This window comes from Kitasatospora sp. NBC_01250 (assembly GCF_036226465.1).
GTDB lineage: Bacteria > Actinomycetota > Actinomycetes > Streptomycetales > Streptomycetaceae > Kitasatospora.
This window is the reverse complement of record NZ_CP108476.1, coordinates 6684582-6711385: the sequence shown is the minus strand read 5'-3', so window position 1 is coordinate 6711385 and position 26804 is coordinate 6684582. Positions and strand designations below refer to the sequence as shown.

General features: G+C 72.9%; 20 protein-coding genes and 1 pseudogene. 13 read left to right on the top strand and 8 right to left on the bottom strand.

Annotation, left to right across the window (positions count from 1 at the left end):
* Positions 1-81 precede the first annotated feature (81 nt).
* Entirely contained in the window at positions 82-1347 is a 1266-nt protein-coding gene (locus OG500_RS28435; RefSeq protein ID WP_327069695.1) for an SAV2148 family HEPN domain-containing protein, read from the bottom strand.
* 358 nt (positions 1348-1705) lie between these two features.
* Between OG500_RS28435 and glgX the strand changes: the two genes are divergently transcribed.
* The 3 genes from glgX (at position 1706) to treZ (ending at position 7806) form a co-directional block, all read left to right on the top strand.
* Complete coding sequence (gene glgX, locus OG500_RS28430; protein ID WP_329584222.1) at positions 1706-3811, top strand: glycogen debranching protein GlgX; 2106 nt, start codon at positions 1706-1708, stop codon at positions 3809-3811.
* Positions 3812-3877: 66 nt separating this feature from the next.
* Positions 3878-6112 (top strand): malto-oligosyltrehalose synthase, encoded by a 2235-nt coding sequence (gene treY, locus OG500_RS28425; RefSeq protein ID WP_327069693.1) that lies wholly within the window; start codon positions 3878-3880, stop codon positions 6110-6112.
* The gene (gene treZ, locus OG500_RS28420; protein WP_327069692.1) at positions 6109-7806 is read left to right on the top strand and encodes a malto-oligosyltrehalose trehalohydrolase; all 1698 of its coding nucleotides are present in this window, start codon (positions 6109-6111) and stop codon (positions 7804-7806) included. The genes treY and treZ overlap by 4 nt, the downstream gene beginning before the upstream one ends.
* Here treZ and OG500_RS28415 read toward each other — a convergent pair.
* Both OG500_RS28415 and OG500_RS28410 read right to left on the bottom strand, forming a co-directional pair.
* Entirely contained in the window at positions 7784-8677 is an 894-nt protein-coding gene (locus OG500_RS28415; RefSeq protein WP_327069691.1) for a transketolase family protein, read from the bottom strand. The genes treZ and OG500_RS28415 overlap by 23 nt on opposite strands.
* A gap of 24 nt (positions 8678-8701) precedes the next feature.
* The gene (locus OG500_RS28410; protein ID WP_327069690.1) at positions 8702-9382 is read right to left on the bottom strand and encodes a transketolase; all 681 of its coding nucleotides are present in this window, start codon (positions 9380-9382) and stop codon (positions 8702-8704) included.
* 55 nt (positions 9383-9437) lie between these two features.
* Here OG500_RS28410 and soxR point away from each other — a divergent pair, with 55 nt between their 5' ends.
* The 3 genes from soxR to OG500_RS28395 are packed head-to-tail and all read left to right on the top strand — an operon-like array spanning position 9438 to position 11267.
* Complete coding sequence (soxR, locus tag OG500_RS28405) at positions 9438-9926, top strand: redox-sensitive transcriptional activator SoxR (RefSeq protein WP_327069689.1); 489 nt, start codon at positions 9438-9440, stop codon at positions 9924-9926.
* Between the two features lie 52 nt (positions 9927-9978).
* Complete coding sequence (locus OG500_RS28400) at positions 9979-10830, top strand: SAM-dependent methyltransferase (RefSeq protein ID WP_327069688.1); 852 nt, start codon at positions 9979-9981, stop codon at positions 10828-10830.
* A gap of 35 nt (positions 10831-10865) precedes the next feature.
* A complete protein-coding gene (locus OG500_RS28395; protein ID WP_329584217.1) occupies positions 10866-11267 on the top strand; it encodes a VOC family protein in 402 nt (133 codons plus the stop codon).
* On the opposite strand, the gene coaE is transcribed toward OG500_RS28395, so the two are convergent.
* Together coaE and OG500_RS28385 are read right to left on the bottom strand one after the other, a co-directional pair.
* A complete protein-coding gene (coaE, locus tag OG500_RS28390) occupies positions 11227-11823 on the bottom strand; it encodes a dephospho-CoA kinase (RefSeq protein WP_329584214.1) in 597 nt (198 codons plus the stop codon). The two genes, OG500_RS28395 and coaE, sit on opposite strands and share 41 nt — an antisense overlap.
* Positions 11824-11832: 9 nt before the next feature.
* Positions 11833-12480, bottom strand: a complete 648-nt coding sequence (locus OG500_RS28385) for an MBL fold metallo-hydrolase (RefSeq protein ID WP_329584212.1) — start codon at positions 12478-12480, stop codon at positions 11833-11835.
* A 70-nt stretch (positions 12481-12550) separates the two neighbouring features.
* Between OG500_RS28385 and OG500_RS28380 the strand changes: the two genes are divergently transcribed.
* Positions 12551-12970 (top strand): MarR family winged helix-turn-helix transcriptional regulator, encoded by a 420-nt coding sequence (locus tag OG500_RS28380; protein WP_327069684.1) that lies wholly within the window; start codon positions 12551-12553, stop codon positions 12968-12970.
* Positions 12971-13047: 77 nt separating this feature from the next.
* Positions 13048-13257 (top strand): hypothetical protein, encoded by a 210-nt coding sequence (locus tag OG500_RS28375; RefSeq protein ID WP_329584211.1) that lies wholly within the window; start codon positions 13048-13050, stop codon positions 13255-13257.
* On the opposite strand, the gene OG500_RS28370 is transcribed toward OG500_RS28375, so the two are convergent.
* A complete protein-coding gene (locus OG500_RS28370; RefSeq protein WP_329587789.1) occupies positions 13244-15463 on the bottom strand; it encodes an MMPL family transporter in 2220 nt (739 codons plus the stop codon). The genes OG500_RS28375 and OG500_RS28370 overlap by 14 nt on opposite strands.
* A gap of 263 nt (positions 15464-15726) precedes the next feature.
* Complete coding sequence (gene rpsA, locus OG500_RS28365) at positions 15727-17217, bottom strand: 30S ribosomal protein S1 (protein WP_184934878.1); 1491 nt, start codon at positions 17215-17217, stop codon at positions 15727-15729.
* Between the two features lie 439 nt (positions 17218-17656).
* Here rpsA and OG500_RS28360 point away from each other — a divergent pair, with 439 nt between their 5' ends.
* The 3 genes and pseudogenes from OG500_RS28360 to OG500_RS28350 form a co-directional block, all read left to right on the top strand.
* Positions 17657-18523: a class I SAM-dependent methyltransferase gene (locus OG500_RS28360; protein WP_329584210.1), complete on the top strand. Its 867-nt coding sequence runs from the start codon at positions 17657-17659 to the stop codon at positions 18521-18523.
* Positions 18524-18620: 97 nt separating this feature from the next.
* Positions 18621-21134 carry an ATP-dependent helicase HrpB gene (gene hrpB, locus OG500_RS28355; RefSeq protein ID WP_329584208.1) on the top strand — a complete coding sequence of 838 codons (2514 nt, stop codon included), beginning with the start codon at positions 18621-18623 and terminating at the stop codon, positions 21132-21134.
* A gap of 97 nt (positions 21135-21231) precedes the next feature.
* Positions 21232-21555, top strand: a pseudogene (locus tag OG500_RS28350) (Uma2 family endonuclease); the annotation flags it as partial.
* On the opposite strand, the gene polA reads toward OG500_RS28350, so the two are convergent.
* Positions 21486-24170, bottom strand: a complete 2685-nt coding sequence (gene polA, locus OG500_RS28345) for a DNA polymerase I (RefSeq protein WP_329587786.1) — start codon at positions 24168-24170, stop codon at positions 21486-21488. The pseudogene OG500_RS28350 and the gene polA overlap by 70 nt on opposite strands.
* 240 nt (positions 24171-24410) lie before the next feature.
* Between polA and OG500_RS28340 the strand changes: the two genes are divergently transcribed.
* Positions 24411-24905 (top strand): PaaI family thioesterase, encoded by a 495-nt coding sequence (locus OG500_RS28340; RefSeq protein ID WP_327069680.1) that lies wholly within the window; start codon positions 24411-24413, stop codon positions 24903-24905.
* Between the two features lie 581 nt (positions 24906-25486).
* Positions 25487-26713: a branched-chain amino acid ABC transporter substrate-binding protein gene (locus OG500_RS28335; RefSeq protein ID WP_327069679.1), complete on the top strand. Its 1227-nt coding sequence runs from the start codon at positions 25487-25489 to the stop codon at positions 26711-26713.
* The last annotated feature ends 91 nt before the right edge of the window (positions 26714-26804 follow it).

Below are 26804 nucleotides of genomic sequence, written 5' to 3'. Positions count from 1 at the left end.
CTTAGCCAGAGAGGATGAGAACGTCGATGCCCGGGGGGCGGTCAAGGCGACACGCCGGGAATGCGCCGGTCCGAGCCCGCCTCAGCTGACCGGGCGTGAGTCGGTCCAGACCCCCTCGAACTCCTCCCGGTAGACCTCCAGCAGCCCGGGCTCGCCCTCCTCCGCACCGGGCTGGGCCGCCCGCAGCACCAGGGCCGGCGACTCGATCCCGCGGGCCCGGCGCAGGTAGGGCTGGACCACGCCGAGGTCGCCGCCGCGCCGCCGCACCCCGGGCGGGCGGGCGCCCTCCACCAGGTAGGCGGTGAACCGGGGCGTCTCGTCGAAGACCCGGATCTCGAAGGCGCCCTGGTCGCGCAGCCGGGCCCGGACCCGGCGCACGTGCATGATGTTGGTCTCGATCGAGCGGGACAACTCACCTCGGCCCAGCCCCAGTTCCCGCTCCCGCCGGCGCACCGCGCTGCTGGCCGGGTTGAGGAAGAGCAGCCGGATCCGGCAGCCCTCGGCGGCCAGCCTGGCCAGCCGCTTGCCGGTGAAGTTCTGGCAGAGCATGCCCAGCGCGATGCCGAGCGCGTCCAGCCGACGGGCGCCCTCCAGCAGGTCCTCCACCGGCAGGTCGCGCTGGAGCAGGATCCGGTCGGCGTGCACCGCGGCGACGTCGGCGTAGCGGCCGGCCACCAGCTCCTCGATGACGTCGGAGGGCAGCCCGGCCCCGGCGGCGGGCCGCCCGTCCAGCAGGCCGAGCACCCGGGCCGCGGCCCGCTCGGTCTGGGCCAGCACGGTGGGGGTGAGGCTGCGGTTGCGCGAGACCACGTGCCGGGCGACCTCCAGCTCGTCCAGGGTCAGCTCGATCTCCCGGCGGTCGTCCAGGTACGGCTCGAAGCACGGCCAGTGCTGCACCATCAGCTCGCGCAGCTGGGGCAGGGTCAGGAAGACCAGCGGGTCGTCGTCGACCGGGTCGAGCAGGTAACCCTTGCGCCGGCTGACCTCGCGCACGGCGGAGGCCCGGCGCACCCACTCCTCGCCGGCCGGGCCGGCCGCGGCGGTCACCCAGTCCACGCCGTGGGCGGGCTCGTAGACGGGGCGCAGCAGGTCGTCCAGCAGGGCGCGCAGCCGCTGCTCGACGAGATTGAGCCAGACGTAGGCCCGCCCGGTCAGCCGGACCCGCTGGTAGGCGTGCTGCCACCGCTCGCCGTCCCAGGCCGGCTCGATCGCCTCGGTACCGGGCTGAGCGGGGCTCAGGCGGCCGCCGCCGGGGGAGCCCAGCACCGCGGTCGGCGCCTCTGCCCGGACCCCGGTACCCGCCGCCCCGCTGGACCCTTCGGGCCATTCGTCGGCGGGATAGACCATCTGATTACCTCAACTCTCGGCACCCGGCCCTGTGACGATCAAGGGTACTGCCAGGGCGCCCCGCCAGGCAGCCCGTTGCCCATCCGCAACTCGAACGCGCACCACTGGCCGGACCGTCCCGAACATCTGATACGAGTGCGCCGGACACCCGTTCGGGCGAAAGGAAGCCGAAAGAGCGTCAGAACAGCACGGGAGCGGCAACGATGGCCATGACAGTGCGTCGATCGGCAGTGTGCCGTGCGTCACGCTGAGCGGCGCACAGACATGTGACGCGCGCCACGGGGCATACCGCACCCAGCGGTGCGCCAACGTCCCGAGGGAGCATCAGATCCCCTTGACATCAGGGAAGTTGAGGCTTATGCAGGTCTGGCCGGGGCAACCGTACCCCCTGGGTGCCACCTACGACGGGGTGGGCACCAACTTCGCGGTGTTCTCCGAGAGCGCGGACCGGATCGAGCTGTGCCTGCTCGGCCCGGACGACACCGAGACCACCATCGAGCTGCGCGAGACCGACGCGTTCGTCCGGCACGCCTACCTGCCCGGCATCCAGCCCGGCCAGCGGTACGGCTTCCGGGTCCACGGACCGTACGAGCCCGCGCGCGGCCAACGGCACAACGGCGCCAAGCTGCTGCTCGACCCGTACGCCAAGGCGATGAGCGGCACGATCGACTGGGACGAGTCGGTCTACGGGTACCACTTCGGCGCGCCCGAGCGCCGCAACGACCTCGACTCGGGCCCGCACACCATGCACTCGGTGGTGATCAACCCGTACTTCGACTGGGGCAACGACCGCCCCCCGCGCACCGACTACCACCGGTCGGTGATCTACGAGGCGCACGTCAAGGGCCTCACCCAGCTGCACCCGGGCATCCCCGAGGAGATCCGCGGCACCTACGCCGCGCTCGCCCACCCCGCGCTGATCGAGCACCTGGCCAAGCTCGGCATCACGGCGATCGAGCTGATGCCGGTGCACCAGTTCGTGCGCGACCACCGACTGCGTGACATCGGACTGTCCAACTACTGGGGTTACAACACCATCGGCTTCTTCGCCCCGCACGGCTCCTACTCCTCGGTGGGCGACCGCGGCCAGCAGGTGCAGGAGTTCAAGTCGATGGTCAAGGCGCTGCACGCGGCCGGGATCGAGGTGATCCTGGACGTGGTCTACAACCACACCGCCGAGGGCAACCACCTGGGCCCCACCCTTTCGATGCGCGGCCTGGACAACGCCTCGTACTACCGGCTGGCCACCGACCGCCGGTACTACATGGACACCACCGGCACCGGCAACAGCCTGCTGATGCGCAGCCCGCACGTGCTCCAGCTGATCATGGACTCGCTGCGCTACTGGGTCACCGAGATGCACGTGGACGGCTTCCGGTTCGACCTCGCGGCCACCCTGGCCCGGCAGTTCCACGAGGTCGACCGGCTCTCCTCGTTCTTCGACCTGGTCCAGCAGGACCCGGTGGTCTCGCAGACCAAACTGATCGCCGAGCCCTGGGACGTCGGCGAGGGCGGCTACCAGGTGGGCAACTTCCCGCCGCTGTGGACCGAGTGGAACGGCATGTACCGGGACACCGTGCGCGACCTGTGGCGCGGCGAGAACGCCACGCTGGCCGAGTTCGGCTCCCGGCTGACCGGTTCCTCCGACCTCTACCAGCACGACGGGCGGCGCCCGATCGCCTCGATCAACTTCATCACCTGCCACGACGGCTTCACGCTGCGCGACCTGGTCTCGTACAACGAGAAGCACAACGAGGCCAACGGCGAGCACAACCGGGATGGCGAGTCCTTCAACCGCTCCTGGAACTGCGGCGCGGAGGGCCCGACCACCGACCCGCAGGTGCTCCAGCTGCGCGGCCGCCAGCAGCGCAACTTCATCGCCACCCTGCTGCTCTCCCAGGGCGTGCCGATGCTCTCGCACGGCGACGAGCTCGGCCGCAGCCAGCTGGGCAACAACAACGCCTACTGCCAGGACTCCGAGCTGTCCTGGGTCGACTGGCCCGGCGACGGCGACCTGCTGGAGTTCACCCAGGGCATGGTCTGGCTGCGCCGCAACCACCCGGTCTTCCGCCGCCGGCGGTTCTTCCGGGGCCGCCCGGTGGCCGCCGCCCACGACGACCTGACCGACATCGCCTGGTTCACCCCCGGCGGCGAGGAGATGACCGAGCAGGACTGGAGCGCCAGCTACGCCAAGTCGCTGACGGTCTTCCTCAACGGCGCGGCGATCTCCGAGCCGGACCGGCGCGGCGGGCGGATCACCGACGACTCGTTCCTGCTGATGTTCAACGCGCACCACGAGTCGCTGCAGTTCACCGTCCCCCGGGAGCACGGCGAGCAGTGGCAGGTCGTGGTCGACACCACCCTCGCGACACTCCCGACCCCGGGGGCCGGACTTCGGGTGAAGGAGGGCGACGGGCTCTGGCTCGCCGACCGCTCCTTGCTGGTGCTTCAGCGGTCCGCCTGAGAAACGCGGTCGCCCGGGTGCCGCAAGCGGGTCGTGCGGCCCCGGGCGACCGGGTAGGCATGGGGTGTGATCACACCCCCTACAGCGAGCTACCGGCTCCAGCTGCAGCCCTCGTTCACGCTCGCGGACGCCGCCGCGGCCCTGCCGTACCTGGCCGGGCTCGGCATCTCCCACCTGCACCTGTCGCCCCTGCTGGAGGCGACACCCGGCTCCACCCACGGGTACGACACGGTCGACCACACCCGGATCAGCGAACAGCTCGGCGGCGAGGGCGCCCTGCGCGCCCTCGCCGCCGCGGCCCACGAGCACGGGCTGCGGCTGATCGCCGACGTGGTCCCCAACCACATGGCGCTGCCGGTCCCCGAGCGCCTCAACACCCCGCTCTGGCACGTGCTGCGGGACGGGCCCGAGTCGGCCTACGCGCACTGGTTCGACATCGACTGGGCGGCGCACGGCGGCCGGATCCTGCTGCCGGTGCTGGGCGACCGGCTGGGCGCGGTGCTCGACCAGCTGAAGGTGGATCAGGACACGCTGCGCTACTACGACCACGTCTTCCCGCTGCGCCCGGGCACCGAGCACCTGCCACTGGCCCAGCTGCTCTCCCGCCAGCACTACCGGCTGGCCTGGTGGCGACTGGCCGGCACCGAGCTCAACTACCGCCGGTTCTTCAGCATCAACGAGCTGATCGCACTGCGGGTGGAGGACCCGGAGGTGTTCCGGGCCACCCACGGGGTGCTGCTGCGGCTGCGCGAGGAGGGGGTGCTGGACGGCTTCCGGGTCGACCACCCGGACGGCCTGGCCGACCCGCGCGCCTACCTGCGCCGGCTGGCCGAGACCAGCGGCTGCGCCTACACGGTGGTGGAGAAGATCCTCACCGGACACGAACGGCTGCCCGGCGACTGGCCCTGCGCGGGCACCACCGGCTACGACGCACTGCGGCACATCGACGGCGTGCTCACCGACGGGCCCGGGGTGCACCGGCTGACCGGGCTGTACGCCGAGTACACCGGCCTCGACTCCTCGGCCGCCGAGCAGGCCCGGATCGGCCGTGCCGAGATGACCGGCCCGAGCGGCGAACTGGCCGCCGAGATGAACCGCCTGGTCCGGCTGGCCGAGCAGATCGGCGCGGCCGAACCGGCGCTGGCCGACCACGCCCCGCTCGCGGTGCGGGCCGCGCTCTGTGACCTGTTCACCCACTACACGGTCTACCGGCCCTACCTCTCCCAGGCCGAACGGACCGTCACCACGCCGCAGTCCACCAAGGAGTTCGTCGAGCTGCTGACCCAGGGCCACCTGGGCTCGGGCCCGCTGAAGGACGAGTTCCGCACCCGGTTCGCCCAGACCGCCTCGGCGGTGGCGGCCAAGGGCGTGGAGGACACCGCCTTCTACCGCTGGTACCCGCTGCTCTCGCTGAACGAGGTCGGTGGCGACCCCGGCCACCCGGGCGTCGAACCGGCCGACTTCCACCGCTGGTGCGAGGACATCCAGCGCCACTGGCCGCTGACCATGACCACGCTGTCCACCCACGACACCAAGCGCAGCGCGGACGCCCGGGCCCGGCTCGCCGTGCTGGCCGAGCTGCCCGAGCAGTGGACGGCCGAGTGCCGCGCGTGGTCGGCGCTGGCCGGCGGGCTGGCCGACCGCAACGCCGAGTGGCTGCTCTGGCAGACCCTGGTGGCCGCCTGGCCGATCGACGTGGAGCGGCTGCGCTCGGTGCTGCTCAAGTCGGTCCGCGAGGCCAAGCTGACCACCAGCTGGACCGCCCAGGACGCCGACTACGAAGCCGCCCTCGCCCAGTACGCCGAGACCGTCCTGAGCATTCCCGAACTCACCGCGCGGATCGAGGCGTTCGTCGCCTTCCTGGAGCCGTACGCGCGCAGCAACAGCCTGTCGGCCGCGCTGCTGCACCTCACCATGCCGGGCGTGCCCGACCTCTACCAGGGCTCCGAGCGCCCGCTGTACACCCTGGTCGACCCCGACAACCGCGCCCCGGTCGACTTCACCCTCCCGGACGCCGCACTCGGCGACTTCGCGCGCCGCAAGCTGCACCTGACCCGCACCGCCCTGCACCTGAGCCGCCCGCTGGGCCGCTACCGCCCGCTGGCGGCGGGCGAGCACCTGATCGCCTACCAGCGCGGGCCGAACCTGACGGTGGCCGCCACCCGGCTGCCGTACGCGCTGGCCGGGCGCGGCGAAGGCGCGACCCTCGAACTGGCCGGACGCTGGCGGGACCTGCTGACCGGCCGGCCGTTCACCGGCACCGTGGACACCGTCGCGCTACTGACCAAGGAGGCATCGTGAGGTACCAGGTCTGGGCTCCGGCGGCCGGGCGGGTCGAGGTGGAGGTGGACGGTGTGCGCAGCCCGCTGGCCGCCGAGCCGGGCGGCTGGTGGCGCGGCGAGGCAGCAGCCGGGCAGGACTACGGCTTCGCACTCGACGGCGGGCCCGCCCTGCCCGACCCGCGCTCGGCCCGCCAGCCGCACGGCCCCGACGGCCCGAGCCGGCTGGTCGACCACGCGGACTTCCGCTGGTCGCAGAGCGACTGGCACGGGCGGGCGCTGCCCGGCGCGGTCGTCTACGAGCTGCACGTCGGCACCTTCACCCCGGCCGGCACCTTCGCCGGCGCCGAGCAGAAGCTCGACCACCTGGTCGAACTGGGCGTGGACTTCGTGCAGTTGCTGCCGGTCTGCCCGTTCCCCGGCCGGCACGGCTGGGGCTACGACGGGGTGGCGCCCTGGGCGGTGCACGAGCCCTACGGCGGCCCGGAGGGCCTCAAGCGCTTCGTGGACGCCGCGCACCGCAAGGGCCTGGGCGTGATCCTGGACGTGGTGCACAACCACCTCGGCCCCTCCGGCAACCACCTGCCCGCCTACGGTCCGTACTTCACCGAGCGGCACCAGACGCCCTGGGGCGCGGCGGTCAACCTGGACGCGCCCGGCTCGGACGAGGTGCGCGCCTACCTGATCGGCAGCGCGCTGGCCTGGCTGCGCGACTACCGGATCGACGGCCTGCGGCTGGACGCGGTGCACGCGTTGGTGGACGACCGCGCGGTGCACTTCCTGGAGGAACTGACCACCGCCGTACGGGCGCTGGCCGCAGCCGAGCGGCGCCCGCTGTTCCTGATCGGCGAGTCCGACCTGAACAACCCGCGGGTGACCGATCCCCGGCAGGCGGGCGGCTACGGGCTGGACGCCCAGTGGAGCGACGACTTCCACCACGCGCTGCACGCCGCGGCGACCGGCGAGACCCAGGGCTACTACGCCGACTTCGGCCGGGCCCCGCTGGCGGCGCTGGCCCGGACGCTGACCCGCGGCTGGTTCCACGACGGCACCTGGTCCTCCTTCCGCGGCCGCCACCACGGCCGCCCCTTCCCCGCGGCGGGCGGCGGGCACCGGCTGCTCGGCTACGCGCAGACCCACGACCAGATCGGCAACCGCGCCCAGGGCGACCGGCTGAGCGCCGGCCAACTCGCCCTGACCGCACCACTGGTGCTCACCTCGCCGTTCACCCCGATGCTCTTCATGGGCGAGGAGTGGGGAGCCGCGACCCCCTGGCAGTACTTCACCGACCACACCGATCCGCAGCTCGCGGAGGCGGTGCGCCAGGGCCGGCGGCGGGAGTTCGCCGCCTACGGCTGGGCGGCCGAGCAGGTGCCCGATCCGCAGGAGCCCGCCACCGTGCTGCGCTCCACCCTGGACTGGACCGAGCCGCGCGCCGGACAGCACGCCGAACTGCTCGCCTGGTACCGGCGGTTGATCCGGCTGCGGCGCGAGAACCCGCAGCTGGTGGACCCTGACCTGACCGCGGTCGCGGTGGAGTTCGACGAGGCACAGGGGCAACTGACCGTGCACCGTGGCCCGTTCAGGATCGCGGTGAACTTCGGCGACAAGCCGGGCGAGCCGCCGGCGGGCGAGGTGGTCGCCCACTGGGGCGAGCTGGGCGCCGGCCGCCTGGGGCCGCGCTCCTGCGCCATCACCCGCGTGGCAGGAAGCTGACGATCCGCTGCCGCAGTCCGGGCGCGGTGAGGCCGTAGGCCGCCAGGTGCTCCTCGATGCTCCCGTAGTGCCGGTGCTCCTCGCGCGGCACGCCGAGGCCGAGCACCCGGTGCGGCAGGTCGGCCAGCGCCCGGTTCACCTCGCCGCCGGAGGTCCCGGCGAGGTAGGGCTCGACCAGCACCACGTCGGTGGGGCCCGCGGCGCGCAGCGCGGCGGCGTCGAAGGGCCGCACCGAGGTGGCGTAGAGGACGGTGACGTCCAGCCCCTCGGTGGCGGCCAGCACCGCGTCCAGCATCGGGCCCACCGCCACCACGGTGGCGGCCGCGCCCCGGCGCAGGGTCAGGAACCGGCCCGGCACCACCGGCCTGGCCTCGGCGTTCTGATGCGCGGAGAGCCGCACGTAGACGTTGCGCTCGCCGTCGGCCACCGCGTGCCGCAGCAGCGTCTCGGTCTCGTCGGGGTGCCCCGGCACGTGCACCGTCCAGTCGGGCAGCGTGTCGAGCAGCGCCACGTCGCCCGGCGCCATGTGGGTGCGCCCGCCGGCCGGCCAGTCGTACGAGCCCAGCGCGCTGACCAGCACCGCGCCCACCCCCTGGTGGCCAAGGTCCAGCTTGACCTGCTCGAAGGGCCGTTCGACCAGGAAGCTGGCGAAGGTGTGGGCGATCGGGCGCATCCCGGTCAGCGCCAGGCCCGCGGTCACCCCGATCAGCAACTGCTCGCGGATGCCCACGTTGAGCACCCGGTCGGGGTGGGCGGCGGCGGCCCCGGTGAGCTGGGCCGCGCCGATGTCGGCGAGCACCAGGGCGGTGCGGGGGTCCTGGTCGAGCAGGTCGCTCGCCACGGTGGCGAAGCGCTCGCGCATGGTGTCCATCGTTCTTCTCCCCGTCGGTGGTGACTAGTTCTTGGGCTCGACCCGGGCGATCACGGCGTGCGGCCGGCCCGGGTGCTCGGTGGTGTACGCCTGGTACAGCGCCTCGTGGTCGTGGCCGTCCACGGTCACCGCCGACCAGCCGGCCGCCGCGAAGCGGGAGGCGATCCCGCCCTGCCAGCCGTGGGTGGCCGAGGTGTTGTCGATCACGATGGCGTGCAGCCGCTCCAGCCCGACCGCCCCGGCGTAGGCCAGTGCCTCGTGGTTGCTGCCCTCGTCGAACTCGGCGTCCCCGATCAGCGTCCAGACCGCCGGATCGGTCAGCCCCTGCGCCCGCAGGCCCAGCGCGGTGCCCACCGCGAGCGGCAGGCCGTGGCCGAGCGAGCCGGAGCCGATCTCGACGCCCGGGACCAGCAGCCGGTCCGGGTGGTGGCCCAGCGGCGAGTGGTAGCCGCCGAACCCGTCCAGCCACTCGGCGGGCAGGAAGCCCTTGGCGGCCAGCACCGCGTAGTACGCCATCGGGCCGTGGCCCTTGGAGAGCAGGAACCGGTCCCGCGCCGGGTCGTCCGCCCGCTCGGGGTCGATGCGCAGCACCCGCTCGTACAGCACCCAGAGCGCGTCCAGGGTGGAGGTGGCCGCCGGGCCGTGCTTCTCGGCTCCGGTCATCCGGCCCAGCAGGCCGGGGAGCTCCTCGTAGGTGGTGATCATGCGGATGATCCTGCTACCTCAAGTCGACTTGAGGTCAAGCCCTAGAATCGCGGTCATGACCGCCCAGCAGCCCCGGATGACCATCGGCGAACTGTCCGCCCGCAGCGGCCTCGCGCCCAGCGCGCTGCGCTACTACGAGGAGCTGGGCCTGATCCACGCCGAGCGCACGGCCGGCGGGCGCCGGCTCTTCGCCCGCCAGATGCTGCGCCGGGTGGCCTTCGTCCGGGCCGCCCAGGCCGTCGGCCTCTCGCTGGACGAGGCCCGCGAGGCGATGGCGGGCCTGCCGGTCGACCGCTCCCCCAGCGCCGCCGAGTGGGCCCCGGTCGCCACCGCCTGGCAGGAGCGGATCGACCGCCAGATGGCCGACCTGCAGCGCCTGCGCGACCACCTCACCGGCTGCATCGGGTGCGGCTGCCTCTCGCTGGGCAAGTGCGCCCTGTACAACCCGCACGACATCCAGGGCGCCCAGGGCCCCGGAGCCCGCCGGCTTCAATCCTCGTTCAGTCGCGACAAGTCCGTGTCGCAGGCCCCCCGCAGGCCTTAGGCTCTGCCGGGACGCCGCCACGGGGCGGCAACCTTGAGCCGGGAGAACAGCGATGACCGACCATCAGTTACGTGTCGATCGGAGTTGGATGTCCTGGTCGGACGACGCACCGCCGCCCGCCGAGCTGCACCCGGAGATCCCGCACCCCGCGCGGATGTACGACTACTACCTCGGCGGCAAGGACAACTTCCCCGCCGACCGGGCCGCCGCCGAGCAGTTGCTGTCGTCCAGCCCGATGGTGCGGGTCGCCGCCCGGGCCAACCGGGACTTCCTGCAGCGGGCGGTGCGGGAGCTGGCCGGGCTCGGGGTGCGACGGTTCATCGACGTCGGCACCGGGATCCCCACCGCCGGCAACACCCACGAGACGGCGCAGCAGGTGCACCCGGAGTCCCAGGTGGTGTACCTGGACAACGATCCGATCGTGCTGGTGCACAGCCGCGCACTGCTCTCCGGCAGCACGGCGGGGTGCACCACGGTCGTCCAGGCCGACCTGCGCGAACCGGCGGTGATCCTCCAGGACCCGGCCGTGCAGCGGCTGCTGGCGCCGGGCGAGCCGGTGGCGCTGCTGCTCTTCGCGATCCTGCACTTCGTCGACGAGGCGGACGACCCGCACGCGATCGTGCGCGAGCTGGTCCGGGCACTGCCGCCGGGCAGCTACCTGGCGCTCTCGCACGGCACCGCCGACTTCCTGCCGCCGGAGGAGCGCGGCCTGGGCCCGGCGGTGTACCGCAACGCCTCCGCCCAGCTGACCCTGCGCGGCAAGGACCAGGTGGCCCGGTTCTTCGACGGCCTCGAACTGGTGGACCCGGGCCTGGTCACCGTCGCCCAGTGGCGGCCCGACCAGCCGCCCGCGCAGACCGACGCCCAGGTCGGCATCTGGGCCGCGATCGGCCGCAAGCCGTAGGTCCTGGCCCCGCGGGCAGACCGTAGGGTGGCCGGATGATCACACACACCGCACTGCTGGTCCGCGACTACGACGAGGCCATCGACTTCTACGTCCGGGCGCTCGGCTTCGAGCTGCGCGAGGACAGCCCGCGCGCCGACGGCGGGCGCTGGGTGGTGGCGGGCCCCAGGGACGGCGGAGCGGGCCTGCTGCTGGCCCGGCCCGGCAAGCCCGAGCAGCTGGCCCGGGTCGGCGACCAGACCGGCGGGCGGGTCGGCTGGTTCCTGCAGACCGCCGACTTCGCGGGCGACCACCGGCGGATGCTCGCGGCCGGGGTGCGCTTCCTGGAGGAGCCGCGCACCGAGCCCTACGGCACGGTGGCGGTCTTCGCCGACCTCTACGGCAACCGCTGGGACCTCATCCAGCCGTCGACGTCAGGCGCTGCCACAACGCCGTGACCCGCTCGGCGAGTTCGGCCTCGGTGCCGTTGTTCTCCACCACCAGGTCGGCGACGGCCAGGCGCTGCTCGCGGGTGGCCTGCGCGGCCATCCGCGCCCGGGCCTCCGACTCGGCCATGCCGCGCAGCTCGACCAGGCGCCGCACCCGGACCTCCTCGTCGGCGTCCACCACGACCACCTGGTCGAACAGCGTCTGCAGCCCGTTCTCCGCGAGCAGCGGCACGTCGTGCACCACCACGGCGTCCGGGTCGGCCGCCGCCTCCAGCTCGGCCGAGCGGGCCCGCACCAGCGGGTGGACGATCGCGTTGAGCGCCGCCAGCCGCTCGGGGTCGGCGAAGACGACGGCACCCAGCGCGGGGCGGTCGAGCGCACCGTCGGGGCCGAGCACTCCGGGGCCGAACTCGGCGACCACGGCGGCGAGTCCGGGCGTGCCCGGGGCCACCACCTCACGGGCGATCCGGTCGGAGTCGACCAGTACCGCGCCGTGGGCGACCAGCAGCCCGGCGACCGCGCTCTTGCCCGCCCCGATACCGCCGGTCAGTCCGATCTTCCGCATGGCGGCAGACTACACAGCGTCCAGCTCCAGGCCGGCACCGGAGGGCAGGTACCGGTAGGGCGCCCCCGTCCCCGGGCCGCCCTCCCCCAGCATGCGCTCCCCGATCCCGCGCCCGATGTCGTTGAGCACCCCGTCGTGGATGCCCAGCGCCTGGGCCGGCTTCACCTCGCGGACGTAGTCGATCAGTTCGCCGATCTTGTTCCACGGCCCGGCCATCGGCAGCAGCAGCGTCTGCACCGGCTGCTCGGGGACGGTCAGCGCGTCGCCGGGGTGGAAGACCCGCCCGCCCAGCAGGAAGCCGATGTTGCCGACCCGCGGCAGGTCGGGGTGGATCACGGCGTGCCACTCGCCGTGCACCGAGACGTCGATCCCGCCGACGTCGAACGCATCCCCGGCGCCGACCGCGTGCACGGCGGCGCCGAGGCCGGCCAGCTGGTCGGCGACCGCGCGGTTGGTCCAGATCTGCAGGCCGGGGTTGGCCGCGAGGGCGGCGCGCACCTGGTCCTCGGTGAAGTGGTCGAAGTGCTCGTGGGTGATCAGCAGCGCATCGGCGCCCTGGACGGCCTCGGGCTCGGTGAACGCGCCCGGGTCGATCACCAGTGTGCTGCCGTCCTGCTCGATGCGGACGCAGGCATGTCCGAACTTGGTCAGTCGCATGGGAAAAACAGTACAGCAATGCTGTGCAGTTCTGCTGGATAAATTTCCGGCCGCCGCTAGAGTTGACCCCATGAGCACCGACCCCGCCTCGCTCCAGCTCGCCGCCGACCTGCGCGCCGCCGTCGGCGAGCTGGTGCGCCTGGTGCGGGCCGACACGGTGCTGCCGCAGAACCAGGTCGGCGCGCTGGGCTGGCTGGTCCGCGAGGGCCCGCACACCACCGCCGAACTGGCCGACCGCCAGCGGGTGCGCCACCAGTCGATGGCCCGCACCGTCACCCTGCTGCTCCAGGCCGGCCTGATCCGCCAGCAGCCGCACCCCAGTGACGGGCGCAAGGTGGTGCTGAGCGCCACCGAGGCGGGCGTCGAGACGCTGCACGAGCAGCGCCGCCGCCGCGAGCAGCGGCTGGCCGAGGTGATCGAGCGCGAGCTGACCGAGCCGGAGCGGCAGGTGCTGCGCCAGGCGGTCGGGCTGCTGCGGCGGATCGGCTGACCGGCGGCAGTCACCTTTGCCGACCGGCCGTCGTTGTGCTGGGCAGATCCGTCCCGCCCAGCCCTAAGGACCCTCGCGTGACCTCCCTGCGCACCGACGACGCCCCGCCCGCCCGGCCGGCGCCCGCCACCTCCCTGCTGTCGAAGCGCCGCGCGCTGCCGCTGCTGACCGTCACCCTGGTCGGTCTGATCCTCGCCGGCGCCGGCAGCGCCGCGGCCTGCGACTCCGCCAACCTCGGCGGCCTCGGCAACGCCGGCTTCGGCAACGCCTGCGTCAACTCGGAGTAGGCACCGGCTCCTCGGCCACCGCCCGCGGGGTGCGCGGGCCCGGCACCGCCGCCGCGGCGGGCACCTCGAGCGGCGGCAGCGCCACGTGCTCGCGCAGCCCGAACCGGTTGTACAGCCGGCGCAACGGCGCCGGCGCCCACCAGTTGAACTCGCCGAAGAGCGACATCGCGGCCGGCACCAGCAGACAGCGCACCAGGGTCGCGTCCACCGCGACGGCCACCGCCAGCGCGATGCCCATCTGCTTGACCATGAGCATCTGCCCGGCCGCGAAGCCGGCGAAGACGATCACCATCAGCAGCGCCGCCGAGGTGATGATCCGGCCACTGCGCTGCAGGCCCAGTTGCACGGCCTCCTTGCAGTTGTAGCCCTGGTCCCGCAACTCCTTGATCCGGGCCAGCAGGAAGACCTCGTAGTCCATCGACAGCCCGAAGGCGAAGGCGAAGACCAGCACCGGGATGAAGGTCTCCAGCCCCCCGGTCGGGGTGAAGCCCAGCAGCCCGCTGAACCAGCCGAACTGGAAGACCATGGTCAGCGCGCCCAGCGAACAGCCCAGCGAGAGCACGTTCATCAGCAGCGCCTTGACCGGCATCACCACCGACCCGGTCATCAGGAAGAGCAGCACCAGGGTGCCGACCGCCACCAGCCCCAGCGCCCACGGTCCGCGGGCCAGCAGCTCGTGCTGGAAGTCGACCACGCTCGCCGCGTCGCCCGTCACGTAGGTGGTCAGCCCGCCCCGGTCGGCGCGCAGCTCGTCCACCACCGACTTGGCCGCGCTGCCCTGCGGGTCGCCGTGCACCAACACCTCGACGGTGCTCAGGTCCGGGCCGGCCGGCTGCACCGCGCGCACCCCGGCGACCTCGGGCAGCTTGGCGACCACGGTGTCGGCGTAGTGCGCGGCGGCCTGCTGGTCGCCCTGCACCACCACCGTCACCGGGGCCGAGGCCAGCTGCGGGAAGCGCTGCGCGATGGTGTCGCTGACCTGGCGGCCCGCCGAACTGGTCGGCAGCACGGCGGCGCCGGTGCTGCGCATGTCGGCGTGCAGGAACGGCGCCCCGGCCGCCGTCAGCAGCGCCACGCAGATCAGCGCGACCGGCACCGCCCGGCGCTGGACCCGGCGCACGGTGCGGGCGAAGAAGCCCTCGTCGGGCTCGGAGTGCTTGGGCGGCTTGATCCGGTGCCCGGCGAAGCCGAGCAGCGCGGGAACCAGGGTGAGCGCGGCGAGCACCGCGATCACCACCACGCTGACGCCGGCGGCGGCCACCGCCCGGAAGACCGGGCTGGTGAAGACGAAGAGCCCGCTGAGCGCGACCGCCACCGTCAGCCCGGAGAAGGCCACCGTGCGCCCGGCCGTCGCGGCCGTCCGCTCCACGGCGGCGGCCTGCCCCGCGCCGGCCCCGCGCTCCTCGCGGAACCGGTTGACCATCAGCAGCGCGTAGTCGATCGACAGGCCGAGGCCGAGCACGGTGGCGATCGGCAGCACCGTGGTGTCGATGTCCATGATCTGGCTGAAACCGAACATCGCCAGCAGCGCGCCACCCACCGAGGCGACGGCACCGATCACCGGCAGGCTGGCCGCGGCGAGCCCGCCGAAGACCAGCACCATCACGATCAGGGTCAGCGGCAGGGTGACGATCTCGCCGAACTTCGTGTCCGACTGGGTCTGCGCCTTGACCTCGTGCTGCAGCACCAGGTCACCGCCGACGGTCACGTGCGCGCCCGGCACCTCGAGGTTCGCCAGCTGCTGGCCGACCGCCTGCTGCTGCTTGGCGGTGGAGTCGGCGGCGAGCCGCACGTCCAGCACGCTCGCCGACCCGTCGGCCGCACGCAGCGCCTGCTGGCCGCCCTGGTAGGCGTCGGAGACCGAGAGCACGCCGGGCAGCTTCGCCAGGTCCTGGGCGGCGGCGGTGACGGCGTCGCGCACCGCGGGGGTGTCCACCGGTGCTCCGTCGACGACCGCGGTGACCGTCCCGGCCGACGGGTCGGCGGCGGCCACCACGGCGGTGCCCTTGGTGGACTCGTAGCCGTCGGAGGAGGTGTTGGTGACGGAGCCCTCGAAGACCCGGCCACCGATCAGGACGCCGAGCGCGAGCACGCCCACCCAGAAGGCGAGGACCCAGCGCCGGTGGCGGTGGCAGAAACGGCCGAGCACGGCGAGCCGCCCGGGAGCGGCGGCAGGGGCTGAGGTTGGTGCGGCGAAGGAGCGCATCAAGCGGGTGGCCTAGCGTGCGAGAGCGGGGAAGCCACCCGGCCGTTGACGGTGCGGGTAACTCGTCCCACGCTAGGCGTTGTGTCCTAAAAGACCCATAAAGTTGGCATGAGCGCCTTATCACATCGATGCACTCCGGTGGCACCCATCAGGCGGGAACCACCGGCAACAGGCCGGTGAACGGCAAGTGGGCCCCCACCCGGTCTCCCGGGTGGGGGCCCACTCTCAGTTCAGCTCAGCCCAGCCGAGCTGCCCTGGTGCGATCAGCTCTGGCCGCCGGCCAGCTTCTCGCGCAGGGCGGCCAGCGCCTCGTCCGAGGCGAGGGCGCCGGAGCCCTCGTCGCTGGAGGAGGTGTAGTTGCCACCGGCGGCGGCGGCAACAGCGTCGCCACCCTCGGCAGCGGCCTCGGCGTCGGCCTCGCGGCTCTTGATGACCTGGGCCTGGTGCTGCTCGAAGCGGGCCTGCGCCTCGGCGTACTGGCGCTCCCACTCCTCGCGCTGCTTGTCGAAGCCGGGCAGCCAGTCATTCGCCTCGGGGTCGAAGCCCTCGGGGTAGATGTAGTTGCCGGCGTCGTCGTACGAGGCAGCCATGCCGTACAGGGTCGGGTCGAACTCGACCGAGGCCGGGTCGGCACCGAGCGACTCGTTGGCCTGCTTCAGCGAGAGGCTGATGCGGCGGCGCTCGAGGTCGATGTCGATGACCTTGACGAAGATCTCGTCGCCGACCTGGACGACCTGCTCCGGGATCTCCACGTGGCGCTCGGCCAGCTCGGAGATGTGGACCAGACCCTCGATGCCCTCGTCCACGCGGACGAACGCACCGAACGGAACCAGCTTGGTGACCTTACCCGGGACGACCTGGCCGATCTGGTGCGTACGGGCGAACTGCTGCCACGGGTCCTCCTGGGTCGCCTTCAGCGACAGGGAGACGCGCTCGCGGTCCATGTCAACGTCGAGAACCTCGACGGTGACCTCCTGGCCGACCTCGACAACCTCGGACGGGTGGTCGATGTGCTTCCAGGACAGCTCGGAGACGTGAACCAGACCGTCGACGCCGCCCAGGTCCACGAAGGCACCGAAGTTGACGATCGAGGAGACGACGCCGGAGCGCACCTGGCCCTTCTGCAGGGTGGTGAGGAAGGTCTGGCGGACCTCGCTCTGGGTCTGCTCCAGCCAGGCACGGCGGGACAGGACCACGTTGTTGCGGTTCTTGTCCAGCTCGATGATCTTGGCCTCGAGCTCCTTGCCCACGTAGGGCTGGAGGTCGCGGACGCGGCGCATCTCGACCAGCGAGGCCGGGAGGAAGCCACGGAGGCCGATGTCGAGGATGAGACCACCCTTGACGACCTCGATGACGGTACCGGTGACGATCCCGTCCTCTTCCTTGATCTTCTCGATCGTGCCCCAGGCGCGCTCGTACTGCGCACGCTTCTTGGACAGGATCAGACGACCCTCCTTGTCCTCCTTCTGGAGAACCAGGGCCTCGATCTCGTCGCCGACCTTGACGACCTCGTGCGGGTCGACGTCGTGCTTGATCGAGAGCTCACGGGAGGGGATGACACCCTCGGTCTTGTAACCGATGTCGAGGAGCACCTCGTCACGGTCGACCTTCACGATGATGCCCTCAACGATGTCGCCATCGTTGAAGTACTTGATGGTCTCGTCGATCGCCGCGAGGAAAGCTTCCGCGTCGCCGATGTCGTTGACCGCAACCTGCGGGGTGGTGCTGACAGAGGTGTCGGTGGGGCTCGTCATTAGGAAAAGGGCTCCGGTACGGACATGAAGTCGTAGGTAATGCCACGCGGAGGGCCCGTATCGCTCCCACCGAAAGCCGGACAGCCCAGAACACGGCCCACCGTCCTGGAAATTCAGGAGGGGTCCGTCTTGCGACCGTGGGGTCTTCGACAGACGCGAGCGCGACCTGCTCCGTCCGAGGCGCGCAGGCCCGCAGCGCAACTTGTAGCATACGGGGACAGTCAGCCATGGTCAACGCCGAAGAAGACGAGACCGGCAGTCTGGTATGGATCAGGCCATATCCTCCAACTGCGCACCTCACGCGAGCCACCCGGGCCGCGTGGGGAGTGGCAGTCGACAGGGCCCGCTCCCCGGATGCCACCGCCTGCTCCCGACCCCCGAAAGGGACGGTCGCACGCAGCGGCGCTTTCCGCATCCCCCACCCTACGCGAGGCGCATCATGATCCCCGACACCGCCCCTGGCAACCCGGCCGACGCGGCCTTCGAGGACTCCGACGACGAGGACTTCGCGCTGCGCCGCCCGGCCCCGGCCGCGGAGAGCAGCCGGGCCAGCCGCCACTGGTGGGACCGCAACGCCGACGAGTACCAGGACGAGCACGGCGCCTTCCTCGGCGACGACCGCTTCACCTGGTGCCCCGAGGGCCTGGACGAGGCCGAGGCGCACCTGCTCGGCCCCACCGCCGAGCTCGCCGGCCGCGAGGTGCTGGAGATCGGCGCGGGTGCCGCGCAGTGCTCGCGCTGGCTGCGGGCGCGCGGCGCCAGGCCGGTGGCGCTCGACATCTCGCACCGGCAGCTGCAGCACTCGCGGCGGATCGACCTGTCCCGCGGGGACGTGCCCGTCGCACTGGTGCAGGCGGACGCGGCGGTGCTGCCGTTCGCGGACGGCTCCTTCGACCTGGCCTGCTCGGCGTACGGCGCGGTGCCGTTCAGCGCGGACACCGCGGCGCTGATGCGCGAGGTGCACCGGGTGCTGCGCCCGGGCGGGCGCTGGGTCTTCTCGGTCACCCACCCGATCCGCTGGGCCTTCCCGGACGAGCCCGGGGTGGAGGGGCTGACCGCGACCGCCTCCTACTTCGACCGCACGCCCTACGTCGAGCAGGACGAGCAGGGGCGGGCCAGCTACGTCGAGCACCACCGCACGCTGGGCGACCGGGTGCGCGAGCTGGTGGCCGCCGGGTTCACGCTGCTCGACCTGGTGGAGCCGGAGTGGCCGGCCGGGCTGCGGCAGGAGTGGGGCGGCTGGAGCCCGCTGCGCGGCAAGCACCTGCCGGGGACGGCGATCTTCGTGAGCCGGCGGGCTTCGTGAGCTGACGGCTTCGTCGAAGGGGCGGGCTTCGTCGAAGGGGCGGGCTCCGTCGAAGGGGCGGGCTTCGTCGAAGGGGCGGGGCTGAATACTGGCACCCGTGACCTTCGACCTCCCCGTCCGCAGCGCCCTGCCCGCGCTGGCCGCCGCCCTCGACGAACGGGGCGTGGCCGTGCTCGCGGCGCCGCCCGGCACCGGCAAGACCACCCTGGTGCCGCTCGCGCTGGCCGGGCTGCTCGACTCCGCCGGCCCGCGGCGCACGGTGCTGGTGGCCGAGCCCCGACGGCTCGCGGTGCGGGCGGCCGCCCGGCGGATGGCCTACCTGCTGGGCGAACAGGTGGGCGGGCGCGTCGGCCACACCATCCGCGGCGAGCGGGTGGTCGGGCCCGCGACGGTGGTCGAGGTGGTCACCACCGGCGTGCTGCTGCAACGGCTGCAGCGCGACCCGGAGTTGCCCGGGGTGGACCTGGTGCTGCTGGACGAGTGCCACGAGCGGCACCTGGACGCGGACACCGCGCTCGCCTTCCTGCTGGACGTACGCGCCGCGCTGCGGCCCGAACTGGCCGTGGTGGTCGCCTCCGCGACCTCGGACACCGCGGCCTGGGCCCGCCTGCTGGACGACGGCCCGGTGGTGGAAGCACACGGCAGCGCGCACCCCGTCGAGGTCGTGTGGGCGCCGCCGCCGAGCGCCGTGCGACCGCCCCAGGGCACCCGCACCGACCCCGCCCTGCTGGAGCACGTGGCGGCCGTGGTGCGCCGGGCGCTGACCGAGCGCGGCGGCGACCTGCTCTGCTTCCTGCCCGGGGTCGGCGAGATCGCCCGGGTGGCGGGGCGGCTCGCGGACCTCACCGGCGTCGACGTCCTCCAGCTGCACGGGCAGGCGCCGGCCGCCGTGCAGGACGCGGCGCTCACCGCCGGGGCGCGGCGCCGGGTCATCCTGGCCACCTCGGTGGCGGAGTCCTCGCTGACCGTCCCCGGCGTGCGGATCGTGGTGGACAGCGGGCTGGCCCGCGAGCCGCGCACCGACCACGCGCGCGGCCTCGGCAGCCTGGTCACCGTGCGGGCCTCGCTCGCCGCCGGGCGCCAGCGCGCGGGGCGGGCCGGGCGTGAGGCGCCGGGGACGGTGTACCGGTGCTGGGCCGAGGTGGCCGACGCCCGCGCCCCGCGCTTCCCCACGCCGGAGATCGCGCTGGCCGATCTGACCGGGTTCGCGCTGCAGGCCGCCTGCTGGGGCGACCCCGACGCGCAGGGGCTCGCACTGCCCGACCAGCCGCCGGCGGGCGCGCTGGCGGCGGCCCGGCAGACGCTGCTCGCGCTGGGCGCGGTGACGGCGGACGGGCGCGCCACCGAGCGCGGGCGCCGCTTCGCGCGCACCGGGCTGCACCCGCGGCTGGCCCGCGCACTGCTCGACGGCGCGCCGCTGGTCGGGGCGCGGCGGGCGGCGGAGCTCGTCGCGCTGCTCTCCGAGGAGCCGCCGCGCGCACTGGGCGACGACCTGGTGGCGGTGTGGCGCGCGGTGCGGGAGGCCGGCGACCCCTACGCGGGCCGCTGGCGGCAGGAGGTGCGCCGGCTGCGCGCCCAACTGCCGGGTGCCCAGGCGAAGGCGCCCGACGGCGCGCTGACGGATGCGGGCGCCGCCGGGCTGGTGGTCGCGCTCGCCCACCCGGAGCGGGTGGCGCGGGCCCGGGGCGACGCCTTCCTGATGGCCTCCGGCACGGCCGCCCGGACCGCGCCGGGCTCGGCGCTCGGCGGCGCGCCGTGGCTGGCCATCGCGGTCGCCGACCGGCCCGCGGGGGCGCCCTCGGCGCGCGTCCAGCGGGCCGTGCCGATCGACGAGAGCACCGCGCGCACCGCCGCCGCCCACCTGCTCACCGAGCGGGACGAGGTGCACTGGGCGACCCCGCCCGGCAGCCGGCGCGGCGACCTGACCGCGCGCCGGCTCACCGCCCTGGGTGCGCTCGAACTCGACGAGGCCGCGCTGCGCTCCCCCGCCCCGGCCCTGCTGCGGGCCGCGCTGCTCGAGGGCCTGGCCCGCGAGGGCGTGAGCGAGCTGCTGCGCTGGCCGGAGGGCGCGCTCTCGCTGCGCGCCCGGCTCGCCTTCCTGCACCACGCGCTCGGCGCACCCTGGCCCGACGTCGGCGACCAGGCGCTGCTGGCCGCCGCCGAGCAGTGGCTGGAGCCCGAGCTCTCCCGCGCCAGGCGCCGGGCCGACCTGGAGCGCCTGGACGTCACCTCGGCGCTGCAGCGCCTGCTGCCCTGGGCCACCGGGGAGGCGGGCCGGCTGGACGAGCTGGCCCCCGAGCGGATCACCGTGCCCAGCGGCTCGCGGATCCGGGTGGACTATTCGAGCGAGCGCCCGGTGCTGGCGGTCAAGCTCCAGGAGCTCTTCGGCTGGTCCGCGGCCCCGGCACTGGCCGGCGGCCGCGTGCCGCTGACCATCCACCTGCTCTCCCCGGCCGGCCGCCCGGCCGCGGTCACCGGCGACCTCGCCTCCTTCTGGCGCGAGGGCTACCGCGCCGTCCGCGCCGACCTGCGCGGCCGCTACCCCCGCCACCCCTGGCCCGAGGACCCCACCACCGCGGAGCCGACCAGGCGGACCAACCCGAGGAAGTGATCCGTGCCACGAACCGGTCGTCCAGAAGCCCTGGGCCGGGGCGAGTCGGACCTGGAGGACGGATGTACGCGCACCGTCTCGACCTGATCGAGGGAGACCGGGAGGGAAGGTCCGGGACTACCCCCGGACGGGGATCCCCGCCTACCTGATCGTCGACCCCGGACAGCAGACCGTGATGCTGCTCAGCGAGCCCGGGAACGACCGCTACCGGCTCCGGGAGGACGCCGTCTTCGGGGAATCGGTCCACATCCCCGCGCCGTTCGGGTTCGTTCTCGACACCACCGGTCTCCTGCCGTACCGACCGGCGGGCCGGGCCGCCGGGCTCCGCACGGAACCCGGCGGCCCTTGGCCTCAGTGCGCCGCCGCCTCCCAGTCGGGGCCGACGCCGACCGAGACGTCCAGCGGGGCGCGCAGGTCGTAGGCGCCGGCCATCTGCTCGCGGACGATGGCCTCGACCGGCTCGCGCTCGCCGGGGGCCAGTTCGAGCACGATTTCGTCGTGCACCTGGAGCAGCATCCGCGAGCGCAGCCGCGCCTTCGTCAGCTCGGCGTCGACCCGGAGCATCGCGATCTTGACGATGTCGGCGGCCGAGCCCTGCACGGGGGCGTTGAGCGCCATCCGCTCGGCCATCTCGCGGCGCTGGCGGTTGTCGCTGGTGAGGTCGGGCAGGTAGCGGCGACGGCCGAGCAGGGTCTCGGTGTAGCCGGTGGCGCGGGCCTCCTCGACCACCCGGTGCAGGTAGGTGCGGATGCCGCCGAAGCGCTCGAAGTAGGTGTCCATCAGGCCCTGGGCCTCGGCCGGCTTGATGCCCAGCTGCTGGGAGAGCCCGAAGGCGGACAGGCCGTAGGCCAGGCCGTAGGACATCGCCTTGATCTTGCGGCGCATCTCGGCGTCGACGGCCTCGGGGGCCACGCTGAAGACCGAGGAGGCGACCGTGGTGTGCAGGTCCTCGCCGCTGGCGAAGGCCTCGATCAGCGCCGCGTCCTCGGACAGGTGGGCCATGATGCGCAGTTCGATCTGCGAGTAGTCGGCCGTCAGCAGCGACTCGTACCCCTCGCCGACCACGAAGGCCCGCCGGATCAGGCGGCCCTCCTCGGTGCGCACGGGGATGTTCTGCAGGTTCGGGTCCTGCGAGGAGAGGCGGCCGGTGGCGGCGACCATCTGGTTGAAGGTGGTGTGGATCCGGCCCTGCGGCGAGACCGTCTTGAGCAGGCCCTCGACCGTGGTGCGCAGCTTGGCCTGGTCGCGGTGGCGCAGCAGGATGACCGGCAGCTCGTTCTCGGTCTGCCCGGCCAGCCAGGTCAGCGCGTCGGCGTCGGTGGTGTACCCGGTCTTGATCTTCTTGGTCTTGGGCAGCGCCAGCTCGCCGAAGAGGATCTCCTGGAGCTGCTTGGGCGAGCCGAGGTTGAACTCGCGCCCGGCCGCGCGGTGCGCCTCCTCCACCACGCGCTGGATCTCGGCGGCGAACTGCTGCTCCAGCGACTGGAGCCAGGCGCGGTCGGCGGCGATGCCGGTGCGCTCCATCCGGGCCAGCAGGGCTGCGATCGGCAGCTCCATGTCGCGCACCAGCTCCACCGCGCCGGCCTCGGCCAGCCGGGCCTCGAAGAGGGCGGCCAGGTCGAGCACCGTGCGGGCCTGGACCATCAGCGCGCGGGCCCCGGCGGTGGTGTCCTCCTCCGGGGCGTCGAAGGCGAGTTGGCCGCTCTCGGCCGCCTCCACCGGGGCCAGCGAACGGCCCAGGTACTCCTCGGCGAGCACCTCCAGGGTGAAGGTGCGCCGTCCGGGCTTCTCCAGGTAGGCGGCGAGCGCGGTGTCGGCGGCGATGCCCTCGATCGCCCAGCCCCGCTCGGCGAAGGCCCGCAGCACGTGCTTGGCGATGTGCAGCGCCTTGGGGCGCTCGGGGTCGGCGAGCCAGCCGGCGAAGGCGCGTTCGTCCTCCTCGGCGAGCTGGCTGGGGTCGAACCAGGCGGCGGACTCGGCGGTGGCCAGCGCCACTTCCTGCACCTCGCCGCTGCCCAGCGCCCACTGGTAGACGGCCGCCAGCGCGACCTGCCCGGGGCCGGCCGCGTGCTCGGCCAGCCAGCCGGCCAACGCACCGGGCTCGGTGAGCAGTTCGCCCGCCACCTCGATGCCGGGGGCGGCCACCGCCTCCTCGGCCGCCTCGGCGCCGCCCACGTCCAGCGCGAAGACGCGGTCGCGGAAGTTGGCGTTGCGGAACTCCAGCGACTCCATCAGCTGCCCGACCGCCTCGCGGTCGAACGGCTCGCGGCCCAGCTCGGCCACGCCCACCGGCAGTTCGACGTCGCGGACCAGCTCGGTGAGGACCCGGTTGCGCTTGACCGAGTCGAGGTGCTCGCGCAGCTTCTCGCCGATCTTGCCCTTGACCTCGTCGGCCCGGGAGACCAGTTCGTCGAACGAGCCGAACTGGTTGACCCACTTGGCGGCGGTCTTCTCGCCGACGCCGGGGATGCCGGGCAGGTTGTCCGACGGGTCGCCGCGCAGGGCGGCCAGGTCCGGGTACTGGCGCGGGGTCACGCCGTACTTCTCGGCGACCTTCTCGGGGGTGTAGCGGGTCAGTTCGGAGACGCCCTTGGTGGGGTAGAGCACGGTGACGTGCTCGGTGACCAGCTGGAGGGAGTCCCGGTCGCCGGTGACGATCAGGACGTCGAAGCCGTCCGCCTCCGCGGCGGTGGCCAGGGTCGCGATGATGTCGTCGGCCTCGAAGCCCTCCAGCGAGAGCCGGGTCACCTTCATCGCGTCCAGCAGCTCGCCGATCAGGCCGATCTGGCTGCGGAACTCGTCCGGCGTCTTGGCGCGGTTGGCCTTGTAGTCGGGGAACTCCTCGGACCGGAAGGTCTTGCGGGAGACGTCGAAGGCGACCGCGAGGTGGGTGGGGGCCTCGTCGCGCACGGTGTTGGCGACCATCGAGGCGAAGCCGTACACGGCATTGGTGGGCTGCCCGGTGGAGGTGTTGAAGTTCTCCACTGGCAGCGCGTAGAACGCCCGGTAGGCCAGCGAATGGCCGTCGAGCAGCATCAGCCGGGGCCGGGCCCCGGCCGCCGCGCCAGTACCGCCCGCGTTCTGCACCGCACTCCGCGTAGCCACGTCAACGTCCGTTCCTTGCCGGTTTCACTGCCGCCCCCGATCCTAGGGCGCCCCGCCGACAACACCGACCAGCCACGGCCGGGCTCACCGGCGCCCGGAGCCGCCTCGGCCGTACGATCACGAAAGGCGATCACGAGAGGCGATCACCACCGTCGACCAGGAGAGAGACCGATGACCGAGCAAGCCCCGACCGACAGCCCCGCCCAGGCGCCCGCCCACCAGGCGCCGCTGGTGCTGGACGTGCCGCAGGACGTGCTGGACCACTTCGCCAAGCTCGGCGTGGAGCCCGGCACCTTCTCCGGCGGCACCCTCGGCGACAAGATGGGGATCCGGGTGGTGGAGGCCTCCGGCGACCGGGTGGTGGGGACGATGCCGGTGGAGGGCAACCAGCAGCCGTACGGGCTGCTGCACGGCGGCGCCTCGGCCGCGCTGGCCGAGACGCTCGGTTCGATAGGCGCGATGCTGCACGCCGGCCCCGGCCGCTACGCGGTGGGCGTGGATCTCAACGTCACCCACCACCGCTCGGCCACCTCCGGACTGGTCACCGGTGTGGCCACCGCCGTCTTCAAGGGCCGCACCGCCGCCACCTACGAGATCGCGGTCACCGACGACACCGGCCGCCGCCTCACCAGCTGCCGCCTGACCTGCGCGCTGCGCGACCTGTAGCAGCCGCACCACCCACAAGACCCTGACGCGCCCCCTCGTTTGGCCGCCGCCCGCCCTGGGCAGGTCCCTGGCCTACGAGGGGGCGCAGCCATGTCACCGGCCGACCGCGCCGGGCGACGGCCACCCCCGTTTGTAACGCTGCGTAACAAGCAGGTCATCCGCTCCACCCCTCGCCTTCATGATCCGAGCACCGCACGAGGCCTGTCCCAACACTTCGTCAAGTCCGTATTTCGGACATGCGCGCCCGGATCAACCCGTCTGAACACTGACGTTCGGTCAGCGAACGGACGGCCAACCACCACGGGATTCCACGGCACTTGGCACGCGACGCAACAATCGCCCGCCCTCCGGCCGGCCCCGCCGATGCCTCCCGGGCCCATGATGCGAGACGACCCGCATGCCTCACTGATAACAAGAGAATCACAGCAGGCGCACACCCCTGCCACCATCGCGCCCCTCGCTCTAGAGTCACCGCCAGTCACCGCGCCACCGGATCGGGCCACCAGTTCGGGCTGCCCCAGTGCGCGAACCGGCCGTCGGCCGCCCCCGGCCACTGCCTTTCAGACCAGAAGGGGACCCTCGTGCGTCATCGTTCACTGCTCGTGCTGAGCATCGCCCTCACCGGAGCCCTCACCGTCACCGCCTGCGGCTCCCGCGGCGGCAGCAGCGGGAGCACCAACTCCGCCGGCGGCGTGACCGTCACCATCGGCGTCGACGCCCCGCTGTCCGGCGAGAACTCCTCGACCGGCCTCGGCATCGAGTACGGCGTGAAGATCGCCGTGGACGACGCCAACGCCAACCACCTGGTGCCCGGCGTCACCTTCGCCGTCAAGGCGCTGGACGACCAGGCGCAGCCCGCCACCGGCCAGCAGAACGCCACCGCACTGGTCGCCGACAACAGCGTGCTCGGCGTCGTAGGACCGCTCAACTCCGGCGTGGCGCAGTCGATGCAGCAGGTCTTCTCGACCGCCAACCTGGTCGAGATCTCGCCCTCCAACACCAACCCGCAGCTCACCCAGGGCCCCAACTGGGCCAGCGGCCAGAAGGTGCGCCCGTACAAGACCTACTTCCGCACCGCCACCACCGACGCCCTGCAGGGCGCCTTCGCCGCCCAGTACGCGAGCGGCATCGGCAAGAAGAAGGCCTTCGTCGTCGACGACAAGCAGACCTACGGCGCGGGCCTGGCCAGCATCTTCAAGGACTCCTTCCAGAAGGACGGCGGCTCGATCGTCGGCACCGACCACGTCAACACCGGCGACAAGGACTTCTCCACCCTGGTCACCAAGATCAAGTCCTCCGGTGCCGACCTGCTCTACTACGGCGGCCAGTACGACGAGTCCTCGCTGCTCACCAAGCAGCTCAAGGCGGCCGGCGCCGCCATCCCGCTGATGGGCGGCGACGGCATGTACTCCACCACCTACATCTCCACCGCCGGCCAGGCCGCCGAGGGCGACTACGCCACCGCCGTGGGCGTCCCGGTCGACACCCTGGACACCGCCAAGGACTTCATCGCCAAGTACAAGTCCGCCAACTACCCCGGCGACTACGGCTCCTACGGCGGCTACTCGTACGACGCGGCCACCGCGATCATCAAGTCGGTGGGCACCGTGCTGGCCGCAGGCGGGAACAAGATCTCCTCGGACACCCGCAGCAAGGTCGTCGACGCCGTACAGAAGATCGACTTCAACGGCATCGCCGGCCACGTCTCCTTCGACCAGTACGGCGACACCACCAACAAGCAGCTGACGGTCTACCAGGTCACCGGCGGCAAGTGGGTCTCGGTCAAGACCGGTACCTACAACGGCTGATCGAGCCCCGCACCACCGTCACGGGGCCGCCGCCCGAAGGCGCGCGGCCCCGCTCCACCCGCCCCGGCCCCGGCCCGGGGACCCCCATCCC